The sequence below is a fragment of the Halomonas sp. BN3-1 genome, from assembly GCF_003056325.1.
Lineage (GTDB): Bacteria > Pseudomonadota > Gammaproteobacteria > Pseudomonadales > Halomonadaceae > Halomonas > Halomonas litopenaei.
Map to the genome: position 1 here is coordinate 139,527 of NZ_PYVV01000010.1, position 21,655 is coordinate 161,181.

The 21,655-nt window shown below is 62.3% G+C and carries 17 protein-coding genes and 4 tRNA genes; 4 read left to right on the forward strand and 17 right to left on the reverse strand.

Annotated features, from left to right (window positions below; genetic code table 11):
• Positions 1-283: 283 nt before the first annotated feature.
• The 4 genes from C9F12_RS14875 to C9F12_RS14890 are packed head-to-tail and all read right to left on the reverse strand — an operon-like array spanning position 284 to position 4,030.
• Complete coding sequence (locus C9F12_RS14875) at positions 284-1,018, reverse strand: ABC transporter permease (protein WP_045993739.1); 735 nt, start codon at positions 1,016-1,018, stop codon at positions 284-286.
• Complete coding sequence (locus C9F12_RS14880; RefSeq protein WP_045993740.1) at positions 1,011-1,955, reverse strand: ABC transporter ATP-binding protein; 945 nt, start codon at positions 1,953-1,955, stop codon at positions 1,011-1,013. Before C9F12_RS14880 ends, C9F12_RS14875 begins: the two co-directional genes overlap by 8 nt.
• Positions 1,952-3,106 carry an ABC transporter permease gene (locus C9F12_RS14885; RefSeq protein ID WP_345840317.1) on the reverse strand — a complete coding sequence of 385 codons (1,155 nt, stop codon included), beginning with the start codon at positions 3,104-3,106 and terminating at the stop codon, positions 1,952-1,954. Before C9F12_RS14885 ends, C9F12_RS14880 begins: the two co-directional genes overlap by 4 nt.
• A 21-nt stretch (positions 3,107-3,127) precedes the next feature.
• Positions 3,128-4,030, reverse strand: coding sequence for an ABC transporter substrate-binding protein (locus C9F12_RS14890; protein WP_045993742.1), 903 nt, complete (start codon positions 4,028-4,030; stop codon positions 3,128-3,130).
• Positions 4,031-4,117: 87 nt separating this feature from the next.
• Here C9F12_RS14890 and C9F12_RS14895 point away from each other — a divergent pair, with 87 nt between their 5' ends.
• Entirely contained in the window at positions 4,118-5,257 is a 1,140-nt protein-coding gene (locus C9F12_RS14895) for a DUF1853 family protein (protein WP_108449398.1), read from the forward strand.
• 2 nt (positions 5,258-5,259) lie between these two features.
• On the opposite strand, the gene cysS is transcribed toward C9F12_RS14895, so the two are convergent.
• Positions 5,260-6,645, reverse strand: a complete 1,386-nt coding sequence (gene cysS, locus C9F12_RS14900; RefSeq protein WP_108449399.1) for a cysteine--tRNA ligase — start codon at positions 6,643-6,645, stop codon at positions 5,260-5,262.
• A 1-nt stretch (position 6,646) separates the two neighbouring features.
• A complete protein-coding gene (locus C9F12_RS14905) occupies positions 6,647-8,326 on the reverse strand; it encodes a glutamine--tRNA ligase/YqeY domain fusion protein (protein ID WP_108449400.1) in 1,680 nt (559 codons plus the stop codon).
• A gap of 172 nt (positions 8,327-8,498) precedes the next feature.
• Between C9F12_RS14905 and C9F12_RS14910 the strand changes: the two genes are divergently transcribed.
• Both C9F12_RS14910 and C9F12_RS14915 read left to right on the forward strand, forming a co-directional pair.
• On the forward strand, positions 8,499-8,999 hold the full coding sequence (locus C9F12_RS14910) for a peptidylprolyl isomerase (RefSeq protein WP_045993746.1): 501 nt from the start codon (positions 8,499-8,501) through the stop codon (positions 8,997-8,999).
• 58 nt (positions 9,000-9,057) lie between these two features.
• Positions 9,058-9,840, forward strand: a complete 783-nt coding sequence (locus C9F12_RS14915; RefSeq protein ID WP_345840315.1) for a UDP-2,3-diacylglucosamine diphosphatase — start codon at positions 9,058-9,060, stop codon at positions 9,838-9,840.
• Between the two features lie 62 nt (positions 9,841-9,902).
• Here the strand turns inward: C9F12_RS14915 and C9F12_RS14920 are convergent, their stop codons facing one another.
• From C9F12_RS14920 to C9F12_RS14970, 11 genes are all read right to left on the reverse strand, one after another.
• Positions 9,903-10,964 (reverse strand): GTP-binding protein, encoded by a 1,062-nt coding sequence (locus C9F12_RS14920; protein ID WP_108449401.1) that lies wholly within the window; start codon positions 10,962-10,964, stop codon positions 9,903-9,905.
• A 322-nt stretch (positions 10,965-11,286) separates the two neighbouring features.
• Positions 11,287-13,107, reverse strand: coding sequence for a SurA N-terminal domain-containing protein (locus C9F12_RS14925; protein WP_108449402.1), 1,821 nt, complete (start codon positions 13,105-13,107; stop codon positions 11,287-11,289).
• Positions 13,108-13,300: 193 nt separating this feature from the next.
• Positions 13,301-13,573, reverse strand: a complete 273-nt coding sequence (gene hupB / locus C9F12_RS14930) for a nucleoid-associated protein HU-beta (protein ID WP_045993749.1) — start codon at positions 13,571-13,573, stop codon at positions 13,301-13,303.
• A 177-nt stretch (positions 13,574-13,750) separates the two neighbouring features.
• Entirely contained in the window at positions 13,751-16,159 is a 2,409-nt protein-coding gene (gene lon, locus C9F12_RS14935; RefSeq protein WP_045993750.1) for an endopeptidase La, read from the reverse strand.
• A gap of 163 nt (positions 16,160-16,322) precedes the next feature.
• Positions 16,323-17,612 carry an ATP-dependent Clp protease ATP-binding subunit ClpX gene (gene clpX, locus C9F12_RS14940; protein ID WP_045993751.1) on the reverse strand — a complete coding sequence of 430 codons (1,290 nt, stop codon included), beginning with the start codon at positions 17,610-17,612 and terminating at the stop codon, positions 16,323-16,325.
• A 75-nt stretch (positions 17,613-17,687) separates the two neighbouring features.
• Positions 17,688-18,308: an ATP-dependent Clp endopeptidase proteolytic subunit ClpP gene (gene clpP / locus C9F12_RS14945; RefSeq protein WP_045993752.1), complete on the reverse strand. Its 621-nt coding sequence runs from the start codon at positions 18,306-18,308 to the stop codon at positions 17,688-17,690.
• A 73-nt stretch (positions 18,309-18,381) separates the two neighbouring features.
• Positions 18,382-19,722, reverse strand: coding sequence for a trigger factor (gene tig, locus C9F12_RS14950; protein WP_045993753.1), 1,341 nt, complete (start codon positions 19,720-19,722; stop codon positions 18,382-18,384).
• Positions 19,723-20,008: 286 nt separating this feature from the next.
• Positions 20,009-20,083, reverse strand: a tRNA-His gene (locus C9F12_RS14955).
• Between the two features lie 58 nt (positions 20,084-20,141).
• Positions 20,142-20,216, reverse strand: a tRNA-His gene (locus C9F12_RS14960).
• A 67-nt stretch (positions 20,217-20,283) separates the two neighbouring features.
• A tRNA-Arg gene (locus tag C9F12_RS14965) sits at positions 20,284-20,360 on the reverse strand.
• A 69-nt stretch (positions 20,361-20,429) separates the two neighbouring features.
• A tRNA-Pro gene (locus C9F12_RS14970) sits at positions 20,430-20,506 on the reverse strand.
• Positions 20,507-20,709: 203 nt separating this feature from the next.
• Here C9F12_RS14970 and folD point away from each other — a divergent pair.
• Positions 20,710-21,588, forward strand: a complete 879-nt coding sequence (folD, locus tag C9F12_RS14975; protein WP_108449403.1) for a bifunctional methylenetetrahydrofolate dehydrogenase/methenyltetrahydrofolate cyclohydrolase FolD — start codon at positions 20,710-20,712, stop codon at positions 21,586-21,588.
• The last annotated feature ends 67 nt before the right edge of the window (positions 21,589-21,655 follow it).

Sequence of the window (21,655 nt, forward strand, 5' to 3'; positions counted from 1 at the left end):
TTGCCCGTGGCGGGACCAACGCACTGGCTTGACGTTAACGTAAACTGAGACGCCTGCCTAGCCGCGACTTTGGTCGAAAATTCGTCTCGAATTGCCTCGATGGACCGCTTTGCGGCGAGCACCATGAGACGCCCGAACCGGGCCACCGTGACGGGGAGACTGGCTGGTGGGAGAGACGCAGGCCACCACGAAGCCCCCCCTCTCTGCACGGGGGCTTCGCGGATACGGGGATCAGGAAAGGGAAAGCGGACCAGGTCTCGGTGTTCAGACCCGGTCGACGCCATCAGGCCCGGCGAGCAGGAGCCAGGCGCGCGAACACGCTGTCCACCGTCAGCGCCAGCAGTGCAATCAGCACCGCGCCCTGGACGATGTAGGCGGTGTTGCCATTGACGATACCGGAGATGATCGGGTCGCCCAGGTTGCTTGAACCAACGGTAGCACCCAGGGCGGCGGTGGCGATGTTGATCGTCACCGAGGTGCGAATACCGGCCAGGATCACCGGTGCCGCCAGCGGCAATTCCACCTGGCGCAGGATCTGGCCACTGGTCATGCCCATGCCACGGGCGGCCTCCCGCACCGAGGGATCGATACCCTCGATCCCGGCGAGAGTGTTACGCACGATGGGCAGCAGACCATAGAGCAGCAATGCCACCACGATGGGCAGGGTGCCGAAACCCAGCACCGGCACCGCCAGCGCCAGTACCGCCACCGGAGGAAACGTCTGTCCCAGCGATGCCACCTGGGCGACCAGCGGCAGAAAATCGCGTCCTCCCGGACGGGTGACGGCGATGGCGCCGCCCACCCCGATCAAGGTAGCCAGCACGGCGGCAACGCTGACCACCAGCAGATGGCGTCCCAACAACACCAGAAAGTCCACCCGCGAGAAGATCACGTCACGGCTATCGGGCTCGACCCAGCGAAACAGCGCTTCCAGCTGCCCCATCAACAGACAACCCGCCAGCAGCAACAGCCCCCAGATGACAGGAACCCGCCAGCGGCTGGCCCAGTGCTCAGTCATGGCCCCGGGCTCCCACCAGCCGACGAAAGCTCAGTTCGCCGATCGGAATATCATCGTCATCGACCACCGCCAGGCGCTCGACCCGGCGCCATAGCATCACCGACAGCGCCTCCCTGAGCGAGGCGCCCTGGTCGATCCGCTCGCGCGCCACGCCACCGGTGCCCAGAGGCATCATGCGCTCGCTGACCGGCAGTAGCGCTGCCTCCTTGAGGCCGCGATCCTCGCCCCCCAGCAACGAGGCGACGAAATCGTTGGCGGGGTCTCTCAGCACGCTCAATGGATGCCCCTGCTGCATGATCTGCCCTTCGTGCATCACCACCAGCCGGTCAGCCAGGGTCAGGGCCTCGTCCATGTCGTGGGTCACGAATACGATGGTCTTGCCCAGCCGCGCCTGAAGATCACGCAGCTCCAGTTGCAGGCTCTCGCGGGTGATCGGGTCCAGGGCGCCAAACGGCTCGTCCATCAGGAGGATATCCGGGTCCGCCGCCAGGGCGCGGGCGACCCCGACCCGCTGCGCCTGCCCCCCGGACAACTGGTCGGGGTACTTGCCGGCAAATTCGTCCATCGACAGCCCCAGCAAGGCCATCAGCTCCTCGACCCGTGCGTCGATCCTGGCCTTTGGCCACTTGAGCAGTCGCGGCACCAGGCCGATGTTGCGCGCCACGGTCCAGTGGGGGAACAGACCGGTGCTCTGGATGGCGTAGCCGATCCGGCGCCTCAGCGTCTCTTCCCTGAAGCTGCGAATGGGCTGCTGGTCGATATGGATCTCGCCATCGCTGTGTTCGATCAGCCGGTTGATCATCCTCAGGGTGGTGGACTTGCCGCAGCCGGAGGTCCCCACCAGGCAGCAGAACTCCCCGCTCTCCACCTTCAGCGAAATGCTGTCCACCGCAGTGGTCGACCCGAAACGCTTGCTGATATTGATCAATTCGATCATGCGGCCTCTCCTCTCCCCAGTCGCCTCGACAGGTTGCCGAGTACCGCATCGGCGAGTATTGCCATCACCAGAATGGGCAAGGCCCCCAACAGCACCAGATCCATGGCGGCCTGACCCAGCCCTTGAAAGATGAAACGCCCGAGCCCACCGGCGCCGATCAGGGCCGCCACCGCGGTCAGGCCGATGGCCTGCACCGTGGTGATGCGAACCCCTTCCAGCAGTACCGGCACCGCCAGTGGCAGGCGCACCTGAAAGAAGATCTGCAACCGACTCATGCCCATGCCGCGCGCCGCCTCGATCACACCGGGGGAAACGCCCTCCAGGGCAACAAAGGTGTTTCTGACCATCGGCAACAGGCTGTAGGCCACCAGGGCCAATAGCGCCGGCGCCCAACCGATGCCGCTGATGCCAAGCGAATCGAGCCAGGGGTAGCGATTGGCAAGCCAGGCCAGCGGTCCGAGCAACAAGCCGAACAAGGCCAGACTGGGGATCGTCTGCAGGAAATTGAGTACCGCGAAGGCGCCCCGTTGCGCTCCGGGATAGCGCCGCATCAGCAGCGCGATGCCGGCGCCGAGGACCAGACTGACGCCGACGGTGGTAGTGACCAGCAGCAGGTGCTCGCCGATGGCCAGCCAGAAGTCATCGGCACGGCCCTGGTACTCCTGCCACAACGCCAGACGATTCAGCCCCAGCGGCAGGCAGACGGCGAGCAGCGCCAGCGGAGTCAGCATCAAGAGCCAGGACACCCCGGTCGACAGCCGCTGTCGAGTCCGCAGGTCCAAAAGCGCCAACATCAGCACAAACAGCGCACACCAGATGCCTGAACCGATCCCGAGCCGCGCCTGGGGCAGCTCAGGATCGATAAGCTGGTGCACCGCCAACACCAGCCACAGCGGCAAGCCTGCCAGAGCCAGCAGCACCAGCCCAAGCGAGCGCCAGCCGGGGTCAGCGCTACGCGCCGACAATGCCGCAAGGCCCATGGGCAGGCTGGCCAGCAGCGCCATGGCGGGCCCGGCCACCTCCCAGGCGTAGAGAGCCTCGCCGGGCACAATACGATTCGGTGCGACGCTGACCACAGGCAAGGCCCACCAGGCACCGAGCCCCACCAGCATCAGAGTCAGCAATACCGTATTGCCGCGCTCACCGTTCACTGCACTCAAGAGACCGATGGCTCAGTCCTCGAGAGTCGACAGGTAGTCGGCGGCCACCTTCGCCGGGTCCAGACCGTTCACCGCCACGTCACCGTTGAGACGCTGCAGGGTCTCCAGATCCAGCGACTGGAACACCGGCGCCAGAGCCTCTTCGATCTCGGGGTGAGCCTCGAGCACCTCCTTGCGCACGACGGGAGCCGGCTGATAGACCGGCTGAACACCCTTGGTGTCGGTCATCACGGTGAGGTCCAGCGCCTGCAGGCCACCATCGGTGCCGTAGGTCATCGCAGAATTCACGCCGCTGGTCTGCTGGGCCGCGGCGCGCATGGTCGCGGCGGTGTTGCCCCCGGAGAGTACCAGCAGGTCGTCATCGTCCAGAGAGAAGCCGTAAGCCTCCTCGAACGCCGGCAAGGCAAAGGCGGACTCGACGAAATCGGTACTGGCCGCGAGCTTGTATTCGCCCCCCTGGTTGATGAAGTCAGCCATGTCCTCGAGGGTCTCGAGCCCGTTGTCACGGGCGACATCTCCGCGCACGCTGATGGCGTAGGTATTGTTGGCCGAGGCCGGCTCGAGCCATACCAGCCCCTGCTCGGCGTCCTTGCTCTTCACCGTTTCATAGGCCTTGTCCGCGTCATGCCACACCGGGCTGTCGGTCATGTCGTGGAAGAAGGCACCGTTGCCGGTGTATTCCGGATAGATATCGATCTCGCCGTTGATCAAGGCCTCGCGCACGATGCTGGTGCCGCCAAGCTGAAGCCGATCCTCGACCTCGAGCCCTGCCGCTTCCAGGCGCTGCAGGATCATCTGACCCAGCACGGAGCCCTCGGTATCGATCTTGGAGGACACCACCAGCGGGTCCTGTGCTTGAACCTGCCCCGCCAGGGCAGAGGCGACCATCACGGCTAACACCAGGGGACGTTTCATATATCTCACCCAATTCCTTGTGTGTGTATGCTGAGTATAAGGAGGCAAGGCCAAGCCTGCTGAACGTTTCACCAACGTGAGTCCATCATGACCTCATGCCAAGGCGCAACCACCGCCGTCCAGCTCGGCGCAGTACCCAACCATCCCATGGTGCGTGATCTGGCATGGCTGATGACGGCTCCCGACCTGATCGACACCGACTGGCCCGGGCGTCCGAGTCTGACCCAGCTCGGGCTGGGCGAGCCGGAGCACCGACACGCCTATCTGGCGGCCATCGACGCCGACCCGAGCGCACTTGAGGCGATGGTGGGGCGCACCGCCACCACCCGGCTTGGACAATATCACGAGTTTCTTTGGCAATTTTTGCTCTCTACGGCACCGGCTACCGAGTTGCTGGCTCACAATGTGCCTATTCGAGAAGAAAAGCGGACCCTGGGCGAACTGGACCTGCTCTACCGCAACGCCGATGGGCGCCTTCAACACCTGGAAGTGGCGATCAAGTTCTTTCTCGGCCTCCCCTGCGGTCCGGGGGACTCGGGCGATACCTGTCGCTGGATAGGCCCCGGGGGGCTGGACAGCCTGGCGCTGAAGGTCAGCCATCTGTTGCATCATCAACTGCCCCTGCTGCAGAGCCAGCGCGCCCGAGAGCTTTTGCTTCTGGGCCTGAATGACAGCCCCGCCAACACGATCAAAGAGGCTCCCCTGGCGTCACTGCAACACGGAATCGAGGCCCACCTGGCGATGCCCGGGGTGTTGTTTCAACCCTGGCACTGTCCCATGGCGCTACCCCGCGGCGTGCCGGATTCGGCGCTACAGGGGCTCTGGTGTCACTGGCGCGACTGGTCGGCCCTGTGCCGACAGTTCGAGAACATGCGCTTCGGTACCTGCCTGGCGAAACCCCATTGGCTGGCCCCGCCACAACCGCGACACTGGAGCAGCCGTGACGACCTGACACGGGCGCTGGCGGCACATTTCGCCACCTATGCGACACCGGTACAGGTGATGCTGACCGAGGACCCCCTGCGCTTCGAGCGAGAGGCACTGGACCCGCCGCTGGATGGCTCATGGGTCCTTGGCCAGGATGCCGATGAGCCTGCCACCCAGGACATGAAAAATGCGCCGCCCGCGGCATGCGGACGGCGCATCTTCGTGGTCGGCGACGACTGGCCCCGACAGGTCCCCCTGCCGCCCCGTGCGGTGCACAAGCGACAGGCGACTACGGGCTGAACTCAGCCCTTGTCGACCACCCAGGTGGTACCTTCGCGGGAGTCCTTGAGCACGATCCCCAGGGCGGCGAGCTCGTCGCGGATGCGGTCCGCTTCGGCGAACTGCCTGGCCTTCTTGGCCTCCGCCCGCGCCGCGATACGCGCATTGATCTCGTCTTCGGACAGCGCTACCGAACCACCCTTGAGGAAGGCGGCCGGCTCCTGGGTCAACAAGCCCAGGATACTGCCCAGACGCTTGAGCTCGAGCGCCAGGGCAGGAACGTCATCGCTGCCTTCCTTGCGCGCACGATTGAGCTCGCGTACCAGTTCGAACAGCACCGACAGGGCCTCCGGCGTGTTGAAGTCATCGTCCATGGCGGCGCTGAAGCGGGCGGCGTAGTCGCCCGGCCCCACTTCGATTTCCGCCGGCAGCGCGACGCCATCAAGCGCGGTGTAGAAGCGCTCGAGTGACTTGCGTGCCTCGCCAAGCGCCTCCGGGGCGTAGTTGATGGCACTGCGATAGTGGCTTGCCACCAGCAGATACCGCACCACCTCTGGATCGTGGTGCTCCAGCACCTCGCGAATGGTGAAGAAGTTGCCCAGGGACTTCGACATCTTTTCGCTGTCGACCCGCACCGCTCCGGCGTGCATCCAGGTATTGACGTAGCGCTCGCCTGTGGCCGCCTCGCTCTGGGCGATCTCGTTCTCGTGGTGCGGGAAGGTCAGGTCCGGACCTCCACCGTGGATGTCGAAGGTGTTGCCCAGGCAGCAGGTGGACATTGCCGAACATTCGATATGCCAACCCGGACGCCCCTCGCCCCAGGGAGAGGCCCAGCTGGCCTCACCCGGCTTGGCGCCCTTCCACAGCACGAAGTCCAGCGGATCTTCCTTGTGCTCGTCGACCTCGACGCGGGCGCCGGAGCGCATATCGTCGAGGTTACGATTATTGAGCTTGCCGTAGCCTTCGAACTTGCGCACGCGATAGTAGACATCGCCGTTACCCGGCGCGTAGGCAAAGCCCTTGGCGATCAGCACCTCGATCATGGCGATGATCTCGGCCACGTGGCCGGTGGCCCTGGGCTCCTGGTCCGGACGCTGGACAAACAGCCGACCTTCATCCTCGTGCATGGCGTCGATCATGCGCTCGGTCAGTTCACCGATGCTCTCGCCGTTCTCTTCGGCGCGACGCAGGATCTTGTCGTCGATATCGGTGATGTTGCGCACGTAGGTGACGTCATAGCCACGATGGCGCAGATAGCGGCTGATGACATCGAAGGCGACCATGACCCGGGCATGTCCCAGGTGGCAGAAGTCATACACCGTCATGCCACAGACGTACATGCGTACCTTGCCCGGCTCGATGGGCGTGAACTCTTCCTTGGTGCGGCTCAGCGTGTTGTAGATCTGCATGTCAGCCCTTCTTCTGCATCTTGGCCCAGGTGTCCTTGAGACCGACCGTGCGATTGAACACCAGGTGATCGGGGCGGCTGGCGTAGCGGTCGGCACAGAAGTAGCCGACACGCTCGAACTGGTAGCGATCCTCGCTACCGGCATCGGCCAGGCTCGGCTCGCCGACACCCTGGACGGTCACCAGCGACTCGGGGTTCAGGTGCTCGAGGAAATCGGCGTCCTTGTCCTTGTCCGGCTGCTCGACCAGGAACAGATTGTCGTAGAGCCGCACCTCGATCGGCACCCCGTGGCTGGCACTGACCCAGTGGATGACCCCTTTCACCTTGCGCCCTTCCGGGTTCTTGCCCAGGGTGTCGAAGTCCACACTGCAGCGCAGCTCCTGGATCTCGCCCGCCTCGTCCTTGATCACCTCGTCGCAACGGATCACGTAGCTGTTGCGCAGGCGAACTTCCTTGCCCGGGGCCAGACGGAAGAACTTCTTCGGCGGCTCTTCCATGAAATCGTCGCGGTCGATCCACAGCTCTCGGGTAAAGGGGATACGGCGCACCGGCATGTCGTCACGGGCCGGGTGTCCCGCCACCTCGTAGACCTCTTCGTGGTCGGCGTCGACATTGGTCAATACCACCTTGAGCGGCTTCAGCACGCACATGGCACGAGGTGCATTGTCCTCGAGGTCGGAGCGGATGGCATGGGTCAACATGGCAATGTCCACCAGACCGCCGTCGGCCCGGGTCACACCGATCATCTCGCAGAACTTGCGAATCGACGCCGGTGTATAACCGCGCCGACGCATCCCGGAGATGGTAGGCATGCGCGGATCATCCCAGCCATCGACGATGCCGTTGTCGACCAGCAGCTTGAGCTTGCGCTTGGAGGTCAGGGTATAGTTCAGATTCAGGCGCGCAAACTCGATCTGCCGGGGCTTGGCCGGCACCGGCAGCTGCTCGAGAAACCATTCGTAGAGCGGCCTGTGGTCCTCGAACTCCAGGGTGCAGACCGAGTGGGTAATCCCTTCGATGGCGTCAGACTGCCCGTGGGTGAAGTCGTAGGACGGATAGATCTTCCACTTGTCGCCGGTCTGGTGGTGGCTGGCATGCCGAATGCGATACAGGATCGGGTCGCGCAGGTTGATGTTGGGCGAGGCCATGTCGATCTTCGCGCGCAGCACCTTTTCGCCTTCGGCAAATTCCCCCTGGCGCATGCGCTCGAGCAGATCGAGGTTCTCCTCTGCGCTGCGGTCGCGGTAGGGACTGGGGCGACCGGCTTCGGTCAGGGTACCGCGGTATTCGCGAATCTCGTCCGGAGACAGATCATCGACATAGGCCTTGCCTTCCTTCACCAGATGCTGCGCCCAGGCGTAGAGCTGGTCGAAGTAGTCGGAGGCGAAACGAATGTCGCCCGCCCACTGGAAGCCCAGCCAGTGCACGTCTTCCTTGATGGCGTCGATGTAGGCCTGCTCTTCCTTGGCGGGATTGGTGTCATCGAAGCGAAGATGGCAGTCACCACCGAACTGCTCCGCGAGTCCGAAGTTGAGACAGATCGACTTGGCGTGCCCGATGTGCAAAAAGCCATTCGGCTCGGGGGGGAATCGCGTCACGATCTTCTGTGACCGTCCGGCCTCGATTTCCTCGCGAATCTGATTGCGAATGAAATTCGGCGCGTTGCTGGTCTCGGTGGTCATGTTGATGAATCAACCTCTGGTGAAGTAAGGGCTTTGAAGGGCACAGATCCGCCCCCGGCTTCGCGCTGCGAAGCAAAACGGCTATTATAGCGTCACGCCAGGGCCCGGCGCCAAGCCGGGCCGAGAACGAGAAAGGCGCCAAGAGGCGCTGTAAACGCTACAGGACCACTCCATGATCATTCTGCAGACCAATTTTGGCGACATCTCGATCGAACTCAACCATGAAGAGGCGCCAAAGACCGCGGCCAACTTCGAGCAGTACGTCCGCGATGGCTTCTACGATGGCACCCTTTTCCATCGCGTGATCGACGGCTTCATGGTCCAGGGCGGCGGGTTCGACAGCAACTTCGAGCAGAAGCCCACTCGTGACCCTATCGAGAACGAAGCGGACAACGGCCTCAAGAACGCCACCGGCACCCTGGCCATGGCGCGGACCCAGGACCCTCACTCCGCCACCGCCCAGTTCTTCATCAATGTGGCCGACAACGACTTCCTCAATCATACCGGCAAGAACATGCAGGGCTGGGGCTACTGTGTCTTCGGTCGTGTGGTCGACGGCATGGACGTGGTCAACCGGATCAAGGACGTGGCCACCACCCGACGCGGCATGCACGCCGACGTGCCTGCCGAGGACGTGATCATCCAGCGCGCCTACGTCAAGGACGACGCCTGATCCTCCTGTCTTTCCACCGAGCACGCCCGCGCTGCGGGCGTGCTGCGTTCAGGAGACCATGAACACCATGACCACTCTGTTGATCGCTGACCTGCACCTGCATCCCGAGGCGCCGCAGATCACCCAGGGATTCTTCGACTACCTCGAGCGCAACACCGCCGAAGGCACCGATCTTTACCTGATCGGTGACATCTTCGACGCCTGGATCGGCGATGACCTGATGGACCTCGGCGCCGCGGATCCGTCTGGCCACGCGGCACTGGCCTGCCAGGTGGCCGAACGCCTCAAGGCTGCCAGCGACGCCGGCATGCGACTTTTCCTGATGCACGGCAACCGGGACTTCCTGCTGGGCGAAAGCTTCGCCCAGCGGGCCGGCGCCACCCTGCTCGACGAACCACAACGACTTGACCTTGGCGGTGAGCCTACCCTGGTGATGCACGGAGACAGCCTGTGCACCAGCGATGAAGCCTACATGGCGTTTCGCGCCAAGGCCCGTGACCCGCAGTGGCAGGCAGGAGTCCTTGCCATGCCGATCCCGGAGCGTCTGGCCTTGGCCAGCCAGCTGCGTCAGCAGTCCGGCGAGGCCAACAGCACCAAAGCCGCTGACATCATGGACGTCACCCCCGAGGAAGTCGTCGACGTGATGCAGACCCACGGGGTTAGCAGGCTGATTCACGGTCATACCCATCGTCCCGCCGTGCATGACTTGAGCCTTACCAGCCCTCAGGGCGAGCCCGTGTCGGCGCAACGTATCGTGGTCGGCGACTGGGCCCACGATCAGGGCTGGGAGGTGCGCATCGAAGACGGCGAGGCCCCATCACTCAACCGCTTTTCCTTCTGACGCAGCCTTTATCGACGCCCTGCCCGCCCCGGGCCTTCGGGCGCCGATGACACGCCGGACGCTCAGGCGTCCGGCCCCTCCTCTCCCGACGGCCGACGTCGACACCGCTCCAGCGCCTGCTCCAGGCCATCGATATCGAGTTCCATATCCTCTGGCCAGATCATCTCGAGCCGCGAATCCTTGCGCCAGGACGCCTGAGCCTCGTTGCCGGGAACGGACGGAAGCGGGAAGGTACGCCAGCCCCGGCCGGTTCGCATGACCCCTTTCACCCGCACGCCAGATGGCAGTTGCTTCCACCACTGCTCCAGCGCTGCGAGATCGAAACACTCCTCGCGGTGCCAATGCCAGCTGGCGGAGCGATAGCCCAGGCCGTGACCGTTCTGTCTTGCTGCTCCACCGGCGATGGGCGCCGGGGCCTCCGACGTACTAGGCGGAGAGTCGAATGCTTCGGCATGCAGCGAAGGCCGACGCAGCAGCAGACTCTGAGCATCGCGACGAGCGTTCTGACGGCCTCGCGCCGGGGAGTCGAGCAGATGCCTGATCGGCAACCCTTTCGCGCCGCTTTCGACCATCCAGGATGGTGCCAAGCCACTCTCCTGGCGCCATCGCTCGACCCCTTGGCGATGCTCGTCCTCGAGCAGGTCCTGCATGGACAGCACCCATCCCTCGGCCACTGCCAACTGATCGACAAAGGTAGAGTGGTTCGTGACTCTGGGATCATCGAGACGGCGTGCATCGAGCACAGTGATGACCTGGCGGAGATCCAGCACCTGGGCAAGATCGCCGCCCCCCAGCACCTCCAGCAGGCCGGCCGGGTGGCCGAGCCCGGAGGGCTCGATCAGCAATCGATCTGGCCGTTCGCGGCGCAGCAACTGCACCAGCACCGAGCGGAAGACCGTCGCCACCTGACAACAGAGACACCCTCCTGGCACCCCCTGCACGGTTACGTCGTCGCGCTCCCCGACTATCGCTTGGTCGATGCCCACCTGACCAAATTCATTGATCAGGATTGCCCACCGCTCACCAACGGGTTTGCGATCGATCCAATGGCGGATCAACTGGCTCTTGCCGCTGCCGAGAAATCCGGTGATGACATGGGTGGGGATGCTGGCCAGTGGTTGCATGACGGTTCTTGGCTCCGGGCTAGAAGATTGGCAGCAGATGACGACCAACAAGATAACGGTATAAATATAAACAGCCTATGCAGAGGCCTTGTGCGACGCTATACCCTGAACGCCGTATGTGCTTCACTAGAACGCAAAGATAACGGTATAAAAAGAACCATCGAGCAGGCACGCAATACCCGAAACATCGCTCCAACAATCGTTCCAACAGGACTTCACAGGCCGGCGCCAACGAAAAGGAGCGCCAGATGGCGCTCCTTTTCGACAGCAGGGGGACCGCGACACGCGTGCGGCCCCTCTCCGCGCTGGCTAGACGAGTTGGCTAGTAACGCTCGATCTCGCCGGTATCGCGTAGATGGGTCAACAGGCCATCCAGCACCGCCTGGGCACGCAGCCGCTCGGCCATGCTGGCGACAAACTGCTCCATCTGCTGGTTACCCTCACCCTGGCCAATGCTCTCCAGGGCAATTAGACTGACATCGGCGCCATCGACCGCCCGGCCGTAAACCACCTGGCCCTCTTCAGGATGCGGCAGCTTGAACGCGGTGGTCAGCACTGCATCGGGTACGCTGGGCGCGTCCTGACGGCTGATGTTGTCAGCACGCTGCCAATCGATGTCCAGAGACTGGCCCCCCTGCAGCTGCGACACTCGCTCTTCAGCAAGCTCGATCAAGGCGTCGCGGGTCTTGGCTTGACGCACCGCCGCTTCGACCTGGTCCTTCACCTGCTCCAGTGGGAGCGTCGCCGCGTCGCGGTGATCGAGTACCCGCAGCACCAGACGCCGTGAACCATCCAGCTCGATGACCTCGCTGTTGAAGCCCTCTCCAAGCACCTCATCGCTGAAGGCCTGATCCATCACGCCAGGTTCGGCCAGTACGCCTTCAGCGCCTTCACGACCGACCCAATCACTGGTCTGACGCTCGAGTCCAAGGTCGTCAGCCACACTCTGAAGATCGTCGGCAGCGAAGCTCTCGTCGATCAACTGCTGGGCCTTGTCATTGAAGGCGTCACGCACCTGTGCCTGAGCAAGCTGATCACGCAGACGGTCACGCTCGGAGGCAAAGTCCGCACGATCGATCTCGGTCACCTTGATCAGGTGCAGTCCGTTGTCGGTCTCGACCGCCTCGGAGACCTGGCCCTCGTCGAGGGCAAAGGCGGCCTCTTCAAAGGCCTCGCCGAAGATACCCCGGGTGATCACCCCAAGATCGCCACCATCGTCGCTGGTGGATGTGTCATCGGAGAACTCGGCCGCCAGATCGTCGAACGCGTCGCCATCGGCCAGTCGCGCCTTGATGGCGTCGATACGGGCCTCGGCCTCGTCTCTGCTGCGCTCGTCGCCGAAGGTCACCATGATATGTGATATCTGACGATCGGCGTTCTCCGCCTGGGCTTCCCAGGCTTCGCGCAGGTCCTCCTCGCTCACCTCGATATCGGCGGCCATGGCCTCCTGATCGAGCACGATGTAACCGAGTTTGACCTGCTCCGGCCGCAGGAATTCCTGCTGATGCTCGTTGTAGTAGGCTGTCATTTCCGCCTGAGACACCTCGACAGGCGCCTCAAGGTCCGCCTCGGTCAGTCGGTGGTAGCGGAAACTACGCGTCTGGCGCTGCAACTCGGCAAGCCGCTCGCGTTCGCCTGGCAAGGTGAAGTCGCTGGCGATCAGGCCTTGCTGGATGTGGCCGCGCATGACGTCACGACTAAGCTGCTCGCGGAAGGACAATGGCGTATAGCCGACACTGGAAAGACGGCTGCGGAAGAGCTCCTGGTCGAACTGGCCATCGGCATTCTGAAACTCCGGGCGACTGACGATCAACTGGTCGAGTTGATTGTCCGAAACCGCTAGTCCGCCGTTCTTGGCGTAATCGATCATCAAGCGGTCACTGATCAAGCCTTCAAGCACTTCGCCGCGAAGCGCGCGCTCCTGGTCGGCTGGCACCTGGTTGGAGCGCATGGCGCGCTGGACATTCAGTTCGACCTGCTGGCGATTGATGGGCTCACCATTGACCGTGGCGACCTCATCGCCGGATTGTCCGAATAGACCAATCAACGACTCCACGCCAAACAGTGCCATGGTGACGATCACGGCACCAATGATGATCTTTGCGATCCAGCTCTGGGATCGGTCGCGAATACTCTGCAGCATGCATGCCTCTGCGAAAGGATGGGGATTCGTCGCGCACCAGTATACGCACCCGAGGGCCTGGCGCGACCTCCCCCAAACTCATGAAAAAGGCGCACCGCGATAGCGATGCGCCCTTGGCGAGTCCGGCGTAGGCGGTGGCCGCCAGACTCGTGTCAACGTGACGATGCTCGACGTGCCGCCGAGACCACGCGTCTTAGTTGACGGAATCCTTCAGAGCCTTGCCGGCCTTGAAGCTCGGCACCTTGGCGGCACTGATTTCGATCGGCTGACCGGTCTGCGGGTTGCGGCCGGTACGTGCAGCGCGCTCCTTGACGGAGAAGGTACCAAAGCCAACCAGTGAAACGCTGTCGCCCTGCTTCAGGCTCTCGGTCACGGATTCCACCATAGCATCCAGCGCGCGAGAAGCGGCGGCCTTCGGAATATCGGCAGACGCGGCAATGGCATCAATCAGCTCGGACTTGTTCACACTTCACCCCTTGACTATTACAGAAAAAAATTCGAAACGGCGATACTTCTTGCCGACAGGCTCGATCGCAGCATGGCGATAATTTATAGCAATGCTGCAAAAGACCTGTCAAGCAACCTTCCTTGCCAATCCGCATGAACTCGGCATTCTACACCCAAGATCATGGAAAAAACGTCACTAGTGTGTGCTGACCATTGAGTGTGTCGCAGACGACTCTGTCGACAGTGAATCGTCGGTTTTTTGATCCACCTTTTGTGACAGAGCGAGCTCGAGCACTTCATCAATCCAGCGAACCGGATGGATCGTCAGAGCATCCTTGATATTTTCAGGGACCTCCTTGAGATCGCGACGGTTCTCCTCGGGTATTAGCACCGTCTTTATACCACCGCGCCTGGCCGCCAGCAATTTCTCCTTGAGCCCACCGATCGGCATGACTTCGCCTCTCAGGTTGACTTCACCGGTCATCGCGACGTCGCAACGCACAGGACGGTTGCAGAATGCCGAGACCATGGCGGTCACCATGGCGATACCCGCGCTGGGGCCGTCCTTGGGGGTGGCTCCCTCCGGCACGTGGATATGCAGGTCTTCCTTCTCGAACCGCTCGGGATCGATCCCCAGGGCCTCGGCGCGGGCCCGCACCACCGTCTGGGCGGCACTCACCGACTCCTTCATGACGTCACCCAGTGAACCGGTCTTGTTGAGACGCCCCTTGCCAGGCGTCACCACCGACTCGATATTGAGCAACTCACCTCCCACCGAGGTCCAGGCGAGTCCGGTCACACGACCGACCTGGTCCTGCTGGTCGGCCAGACCGTAGCTGTAACGCCGCACGCCAGCGTAGGCTTCGATATCCTCGGCCGCCAGCGTCTGTGAGCCAAGGGCGCCTTCCTTGCCCTCCTTCTCGAGCCGCTCACGCAACACCTTGCGACTGACCTTGGCAATCTGCCGCTCGAGCTCGCGAACGCCGGCTTCGCGGGTGTAGTAGCGAATCAGCTCCAGCAGCGCATCCTCACCAAAGCTCAGCTCATCTTCCTTGAAGCCGTTGGCGGCCAGCTGCTTGGGCACCAGATAGCGCGTGGCGATGGCCAGCTTCTCATCCTCGGTGTACCCCGGGAGGCGTATCACCTCCATGCGGTCCAGCAGCGGCCCCGGAATATTCATCGAGTTGGCGGTACAGATGAACAGGGTTTCCGACAGATCGTAGTCCAGCTCCAGGTAGTGGTCACTGAAGGTGTTGTTCTGTTCGGGGTCCAGCACCTCAAGCAGCGCAGACGCAGGATCTCCACGATGATCCATGCCGACCTTGTCGACCTCGTCAAGCAGGAACAACGGGTTCTTCACCCCCGCCTTGGCCATGCGCTGGATCGGCTTTCCGGGCAGAGAGCCGATATAGGTCCGGCGATGCCCACGGATTTCCGATTCATCACGCACGCCGCCGAGGGCCAGACGCACATACTTGCGATTGGTCGCCCGGGCGATGGACTTGCCCAGCGAGGTCTTGCCGACGCCGGGAGGCCCCACCAGACACAGCACCGGCCCCTTGAGCTTCTTGACCCGCTTGTGCACGGCCAGATACTCGAGGATGCGCTCCTTGACCTCATCCAGTCCATAGTGGTCCTCGTCGAGCACCTTCTGGGCATTGATCAGATCGTGCTTGACCCGGGTACGTTTTTTCCACGGTACCGACACCAGCCAGTCGAGGTAAGAGCGCACCACCGTCGCCTCCGCCGAGGAAGGTGACATCATGCGCAACTTGCCGAGCTCCTGGTTGGCCTTGTCGGCGGCCTCCTTGGGCATCCCGGAGTCCTTGATGGCCTGCTCGTACTTGTCTGCCTCGTTTGGCGCGTTCTCGAGCTCGCCCATCTCCTTCTGGATGGCCTTCATCTGCTCGTTGAGGTAGTACTCGCGCTGGGACTTCTCCATCTGGTCCTTGACCCTGGAGCGAATGCGCTTCTCTACCTGCAGCAGGTCGATCTCGGCTTCGATCAGCGCCATCAGGTGCTCGATACGATCGCGGACCCGATCCATCTCGAGCAATTCCTGCTTGTCGCCGATCTTCAGCGACAGATGGGCACAGATCGTATCCACCAGGCGGCTGGGATCCTCGATCCCGGACAGCGAATTCAGTACCTCGTTGGGCACCTTCTTCGACATCTTGACGTACTGCTCGAACTGGTTGAGCAGCACCCGCACCAACGACTCCTGCTCACGCTCGCTCAGCGGCTCGCTGGAACGCAGTATCACCTGGGCCGTGGAGTAACCCTCTTCGGCTACCGAGATCTCACCGATATCGGCGCGAGACTCCCCCTCGATCAGTACCTTGACGGTACCGTCCGGGAGTTTCAGCAGCTGCATGATCTCGGCTACCGTGCCGATGGCGAACAGATCCTCGTCATCGGGATCATCCTTGCTCGCCTCACGCTGGGCGACCAGCAAGACCCGCTTGTCATCCGCCATGGCGGCTTCCAGCGCTTGAATCGACTTCTCTCTGCCGACAAACAAGGGGATGACCATCTGCGGGTATACCACCACGTCACGCAGTGGCAAAAGGGGCAGACTCATAGTCTGTTCGGCGTTCTGCTGCATCGCAGACGTTCCTCAAACTTAGCGGGTGAAACCTAAGGGGATGGGGGCAGCCCCGAGGCATTGCAAGGGGAAACGCCTAGCCGAATCGCCATCGAAGGCTCCGGCAGACAAAGGGGCCGCGTCTGCGGCCCCTTTTGACGGCGTCGCGGGAAGCGCTGACGGACTAGCCGTCGGTGCCGTCCACGCGAGTGTCTTCCTCAGCGTCGCTGGCCTGACTGTAGATCAGCAGGGGATCACTCTCCCCACCGATGACAGAGGCGTCGATAACCACCTTGCTGACGCCCTCGAGAGAGGGAATCTCGTACATGGTGTCGAGCAGCACCGACTCGAGGATCGAACGCAGGCCACGGGCGCCGGTCTTGCGTGCCATTGCCTTGTGAGCCACCGCGCGCAGGGCATCCTCGCGGAAGTCCAGCTCGACGCCTTCCATGTCGAACAACCGAGCGTACTGCTTGACCAGCGAGTTCTTCGGCTCGGTCAGGATCTGAATCAGCGCGTCTTCGGTCAGCTCGGTCAAGGTTGCGATGACCGGCAGACGTCCGACGAACTCGGGAATCAGGCCGAACTTGACCAGATCCTCGGGTTCCACGTCCAGCAGCAGATCGCCGACACCCTTGGTCTCATCCTTGCTCTTGACCTCGGCATTGAAGCCAATGCCACCGGTCTCGGCACGATCCCGGATAACCTTGTCGAGGCCGGCGAAGGCACCGCCGACGATAAACAGGATATTGCCGGTATCGACCTGCAGAAACTCCTGCTGCGGATGCTTGCGACCACCTTGCGGAGGCACCGAGGCCGTGGTGCCCTCGATCAGCTTCAACAGCGCCTGCTGCACGCCCTCGCCGGAAACGTCCCGGGTGATCGACGGATTGTCCGACTTGCGCGAGATCTTGTCGATCTCGTCGATGTAGACAATGCCACGCTCGGCCTTGTCCACGTCGTAGTCGCACTTCTGCAGCAGCTTCTGGATGATGTTCTCGACATCCTCGCCGACGTAGCCCGCTTCGGTCAGCGTGGTGGCATCGGCGATGGTGAAGGGAACATTGAGCAACCGCGCCAGGGTCTCCGCCAGCAGAGTCTTGCCGCTACCGGTGGGCCCGATCAGCAGGATGTTCGACTTGCCGAGCTCGACCTCATCCTTGCCACTGTGACGCAGACGCTTGTAGTGGTTGTACACGGCCACCGACAGCACCGTCTTGGCGCGGTCCTGACCGATCACGTAGTCGTCGAGAGTGTGTCGAATTTCGCGCGGAACGGGCAGACGCTCCTCGTCGCTCTCGGCATCGGCATCGAGAACTTCTTCGCGAATGATGTCGTTGCAGAGATCGACACACTCATCGCAGATATAAACGGACGGACCGGCGATCAGCTTGCGTACTTCGTTCTGGTTCTTGCCACAGAACGAACAATACAGAAGCTTGCCGTTGTCGTCCTTGCCTTTGCCGTCGGCCATTCGCGTACCTCTCTGGCAGCGGTGGCCCCAGGGGCCACCGGTAATCACGTAGTCATCGCGCGAGCTATCACGCTATCAGGATGCCGGGCGCTTATCCAGCACTGCGTCGATCAGGCCATACTCCGCGGCCTGGGCGCCGTTCATGAAGTTGTCGCGATCGGTATCCTTGGCGATGGTCTCGATATCCTGGCCGGTGTGGTGCGCCAGGATCTGGTTCAGTCGCTCGCGGATGCCCAAAATTTCACGGGTGTGAATCTCGATGTCCGAGGCCTGCCCCTGATAGCCACCCAGCGGCTGGTGGATCATCATCCGCGAGTTGGGCAGGCAATAGCGCTTGCCAGCGGCACCACCGGCCAGCAGCAGGGCTCCCATGCTCGCCGCCTGACCGATACAGACGGTCGAGACGTCAGGCTTGATGAACTGCATGGTGTCGTAGATGGACATCCCCGCCGTCACCGAACCGCCGGGCGAATTGATGTAAAGGTGGATGTCCTTGTCCGGGTTCTCGGACTCCAGGAACAACAGCTGGGCGACCAGCAGGTTGGCCATATAGTCTTCGACCGGCCCCACCAGGAAGATCACCCGCTCCTTCAACAGCCGGGAGTAGATGTCGTAGGCACGCTCGCCGCGGGCGCTCTGCTCGACCACCATGGGCACAAGGCCGCCGGCAGCGTTGATATCGAACTCGGTGTTCATGAGGAGATGTCCTTGTTTCCTTGCGTGACAAAACGACGAAGCCGGCCCGACGGGGCCGGCCAGGAGAGGCGCCTCAAGCGTCCTCGCCTTCCTCCGCCTCGTCGCCCGGCTGCTGCTGCGCGGCAGCCAGGGCCTGCTGGTAGGACATTTCCACGTCCTTCACATTGGCCTGATCGAGCAAAGCGTCGACGGCCTTTTCTTCCAGCAGTGCAGACTTGACCTGGGTCTTCATCTGCTCGTTGCCCATATAGTACTCGACGACCTGCTCGGGCTCCTGATACTGCTGTGCAAGCTCCTCGACCTTTGCCTTGATCTCGTCGTCGGAAGCATCCAGCTCGTTGACCTTGATCACCTCAGCCAGCAGCAGACCGACCTGAACGCGGCTCTTGGCCTGTTCGGTAAACAGCTCGTTGGGCAACTGGCTGACGTCGAAGTCCTCGCCCAGACCAAACTGCTGCGCCGCCTGACGCTTGAGGCCATCGACCTCCTGCTGGACCAGCGACTCGGGAACGGGGATCTCGTTGGCCTGCTTGAGGGCCTCGAGCACCTGCTGCTTGACGCGATTCTCGACCGCCTGGTCAGCCTCGCGGCTCATGTTCTTCTTGACCTCGGCGCGGAATGCCTCGACGTCACCACCTTCGACACCGAATTTCTCGATGAATTCCGCATCGACTTCCGGCAGCGCCTGGCCCTTGACCGCGTTGACCTTGACCTTGAAGGTCGCTTCCTGGCCGGCCAGCTGCTCTGCCTGGTAGTCCTCGGGGAAGGTCACGCTGATGACTTTGTCCTCACCCGCCTTGGCACCTTCGAGCTGATCCTCGAAGCCCGGGATGAAGCTGCCGGAACCCAGCACCAGATCGTGGCTCTCTGCGCTGCCGCCTTCGAACGGCTCGTCACCCAGGAAGCCCTGGAAGTCGATATTGACCTGATCGCCCTGCTCTGCAGCACGCTCGACCTCTTCCCAGGCAGCGTTCTGCTTGCGCAGCGTCTCGATCATCTCGTCGACGTCGGCATCGGTCACTTCAACCACCGGACGCTCGACCTCGGCGCCTTCGATGGTCGCCAGCTCGAACTCAGGATAGACCTCGAGGGTGGCCGTGAACTCCAGGTCCTTGCCGGTCTCGTTGACGGTGGCTTCGATCTGCGGGTAGCCGGCCGGATTGAGCTTCTCATCGGTAATGGCGCGAACATAGCGCTCACGCATGACCTCGCCCACCACCTCGTTGCGCACATCAGCACCATAGCGCTGGCGGATGACCGACATCGGCACCTTGCCCTTGCGGAAACCGTCGAGACGAACGTTCTTGGCGGCATCCTTGAGACGGGCGGCGACGGCCTCGTCGATCTCGGCGGCCGGCACCTGGACGTTGATGCGGCGTTCGATCTGGGAGGTCGTATCGACGGAAACTTGCATGAATAATCCTCTACCGACTGGGGGCGTACTGAAAAATTGAAAACGTCAAAGGGGAGATTCTAAGAATCCCGCCGGGCACTGGCAAGCGCCAACGCCCACAACATGGGGCCTGGCATGTCTTTTACAAGGGGCTATTGGAAAATTCGTGGCCACCGAATGACGACACGACCGCCGCCGAGGGCGAAACACAGGCACGACAAAACGCCGGACAAGCAACTTGGCCTGCCAGCTTCAGATTCGACAACGACTTGTTCAAGAAAGAAACTCGGGGAAGGAATCAGGTTGATGGGGTGGATGATGGGGATCGAACCCACGACCACCGGAGCCACAATCCGGGGCTCTACCACTGAGCTACATCCACCACAACCTGTCAGCTACCGAACCCACGTTCGGGCTTGACCACACTTGCATCGCCTGAATGGGGTGGATGATGGGGATCGAACCCACGACCACCGGAGCCACAATCCGGGGCTCTACCACTGAGCTACATCCACCATATCAGGACAATACCGCTACAACCTTTGCCCGAGCCTGTCAAAAGCAGCCACCAGCATACTTCACTGGCGCGCCCAGCAGGACTCGAACCTGCAACCTACGGCTTAGAAGGCCGTTGCTCTATCCGGTTGAGCTATAGGCGCATTCTACAGAACCGAACTCTTCACCACAACCCGCTTTTCGAGAAAAACTTCTTCTCCAACAAGCTGTTGTGGTCGGGGTGGAGGGATTCGAACCCCCGACATCCTGCTCCCAAAGCAGGCGCGCTACCAGACTGCGCTACACCCCGCCGGCCAGCCGCTCGGCCATGCAAACCGCCGAAGCAGTCTCTGCAAGCGCTGCGTATTCTACGGAACTTTCCCGCCAAGTCAACAGGCTACCGAGACATTCCTGTTGTCATTCGGGCTCAAGCTTTGCCTGGATGGCGGAGCGTGCGAAAATCCGTGGCCGCCAATTTCATCCAGCACACCCACTTCTGACCGAGGGAACCCCATGACCGCCCAGCTCATCGATGGCAAGTCCATTGCCGCCACAGTACGCCAGCAGGTCGCCCGTCAGGTACAGGCGCGGATCGATGCCGGAGAACGCATCCCGGGGCTTGCTGTGGTGCTGGTCGGTGAAGACCCCGCCTCCCACGTCTATGTACGCAACAAGCATCGCGCCTGCGAGCAGGCGGGTATTTCATCTGTTCAACACGCCCTGCCCGCTTCCACTTCACAGGCAGAGCTTGAAGCCCTGGTCGACCAGCTCAACGCCGACTCATCCATCGATGGCATTCTGGTTCAACTTCCGCTGCCCGACCACCTGGACGCTCGCCCTATCCTCGAGCGCATTCTGCCAAGCAAGGACGTGGACGGCTTCCATCCCTACAACCTGGGACGGCTGGCCCAACGTCTGCCGCTGCTGCGCCCCTGCACCCCCAAGGGCGTGATGACGCTGCTGCATCACTCAGGTCTGGCGGTGCGAGGCCTCGACGCCACGGTGGTCGGTGCCTCCAATATCGTAGGACGGCCGATGGCACTGGAATTGATGCTGGCGGGCTGCACGACCACCGTCTGCCACCGCTTTACCCGCGACCTCGAGGCCCAGGTCCGCAAGGCGGAACTGCTGGTGGTCGCGGTCGGAAAACCAGGACTGGTGAAAGGCGAATGGGTACGTGACGGCGCGATCGTCATCGATGTGGGCATCAATCGACAGGAAGATGGACGCCTGGTGGGCGACGTCGACTTCGACGAGGCTGCCCGACGTGCAGGTCACATCACACCGGTACCGGGTGGCGTTGGCCCGATGACGGTAGCCAGCCTGCTGGAAAACACCTTGATGGCCGCCGACATTCATGACGGCCAGCATCGCGAAACTCCAGACGCCTGAACCTGCACTTGCGACATCCATGCGTGATGGACTCAATTGACGTAGCATCGCGCCCATCCAACACCGG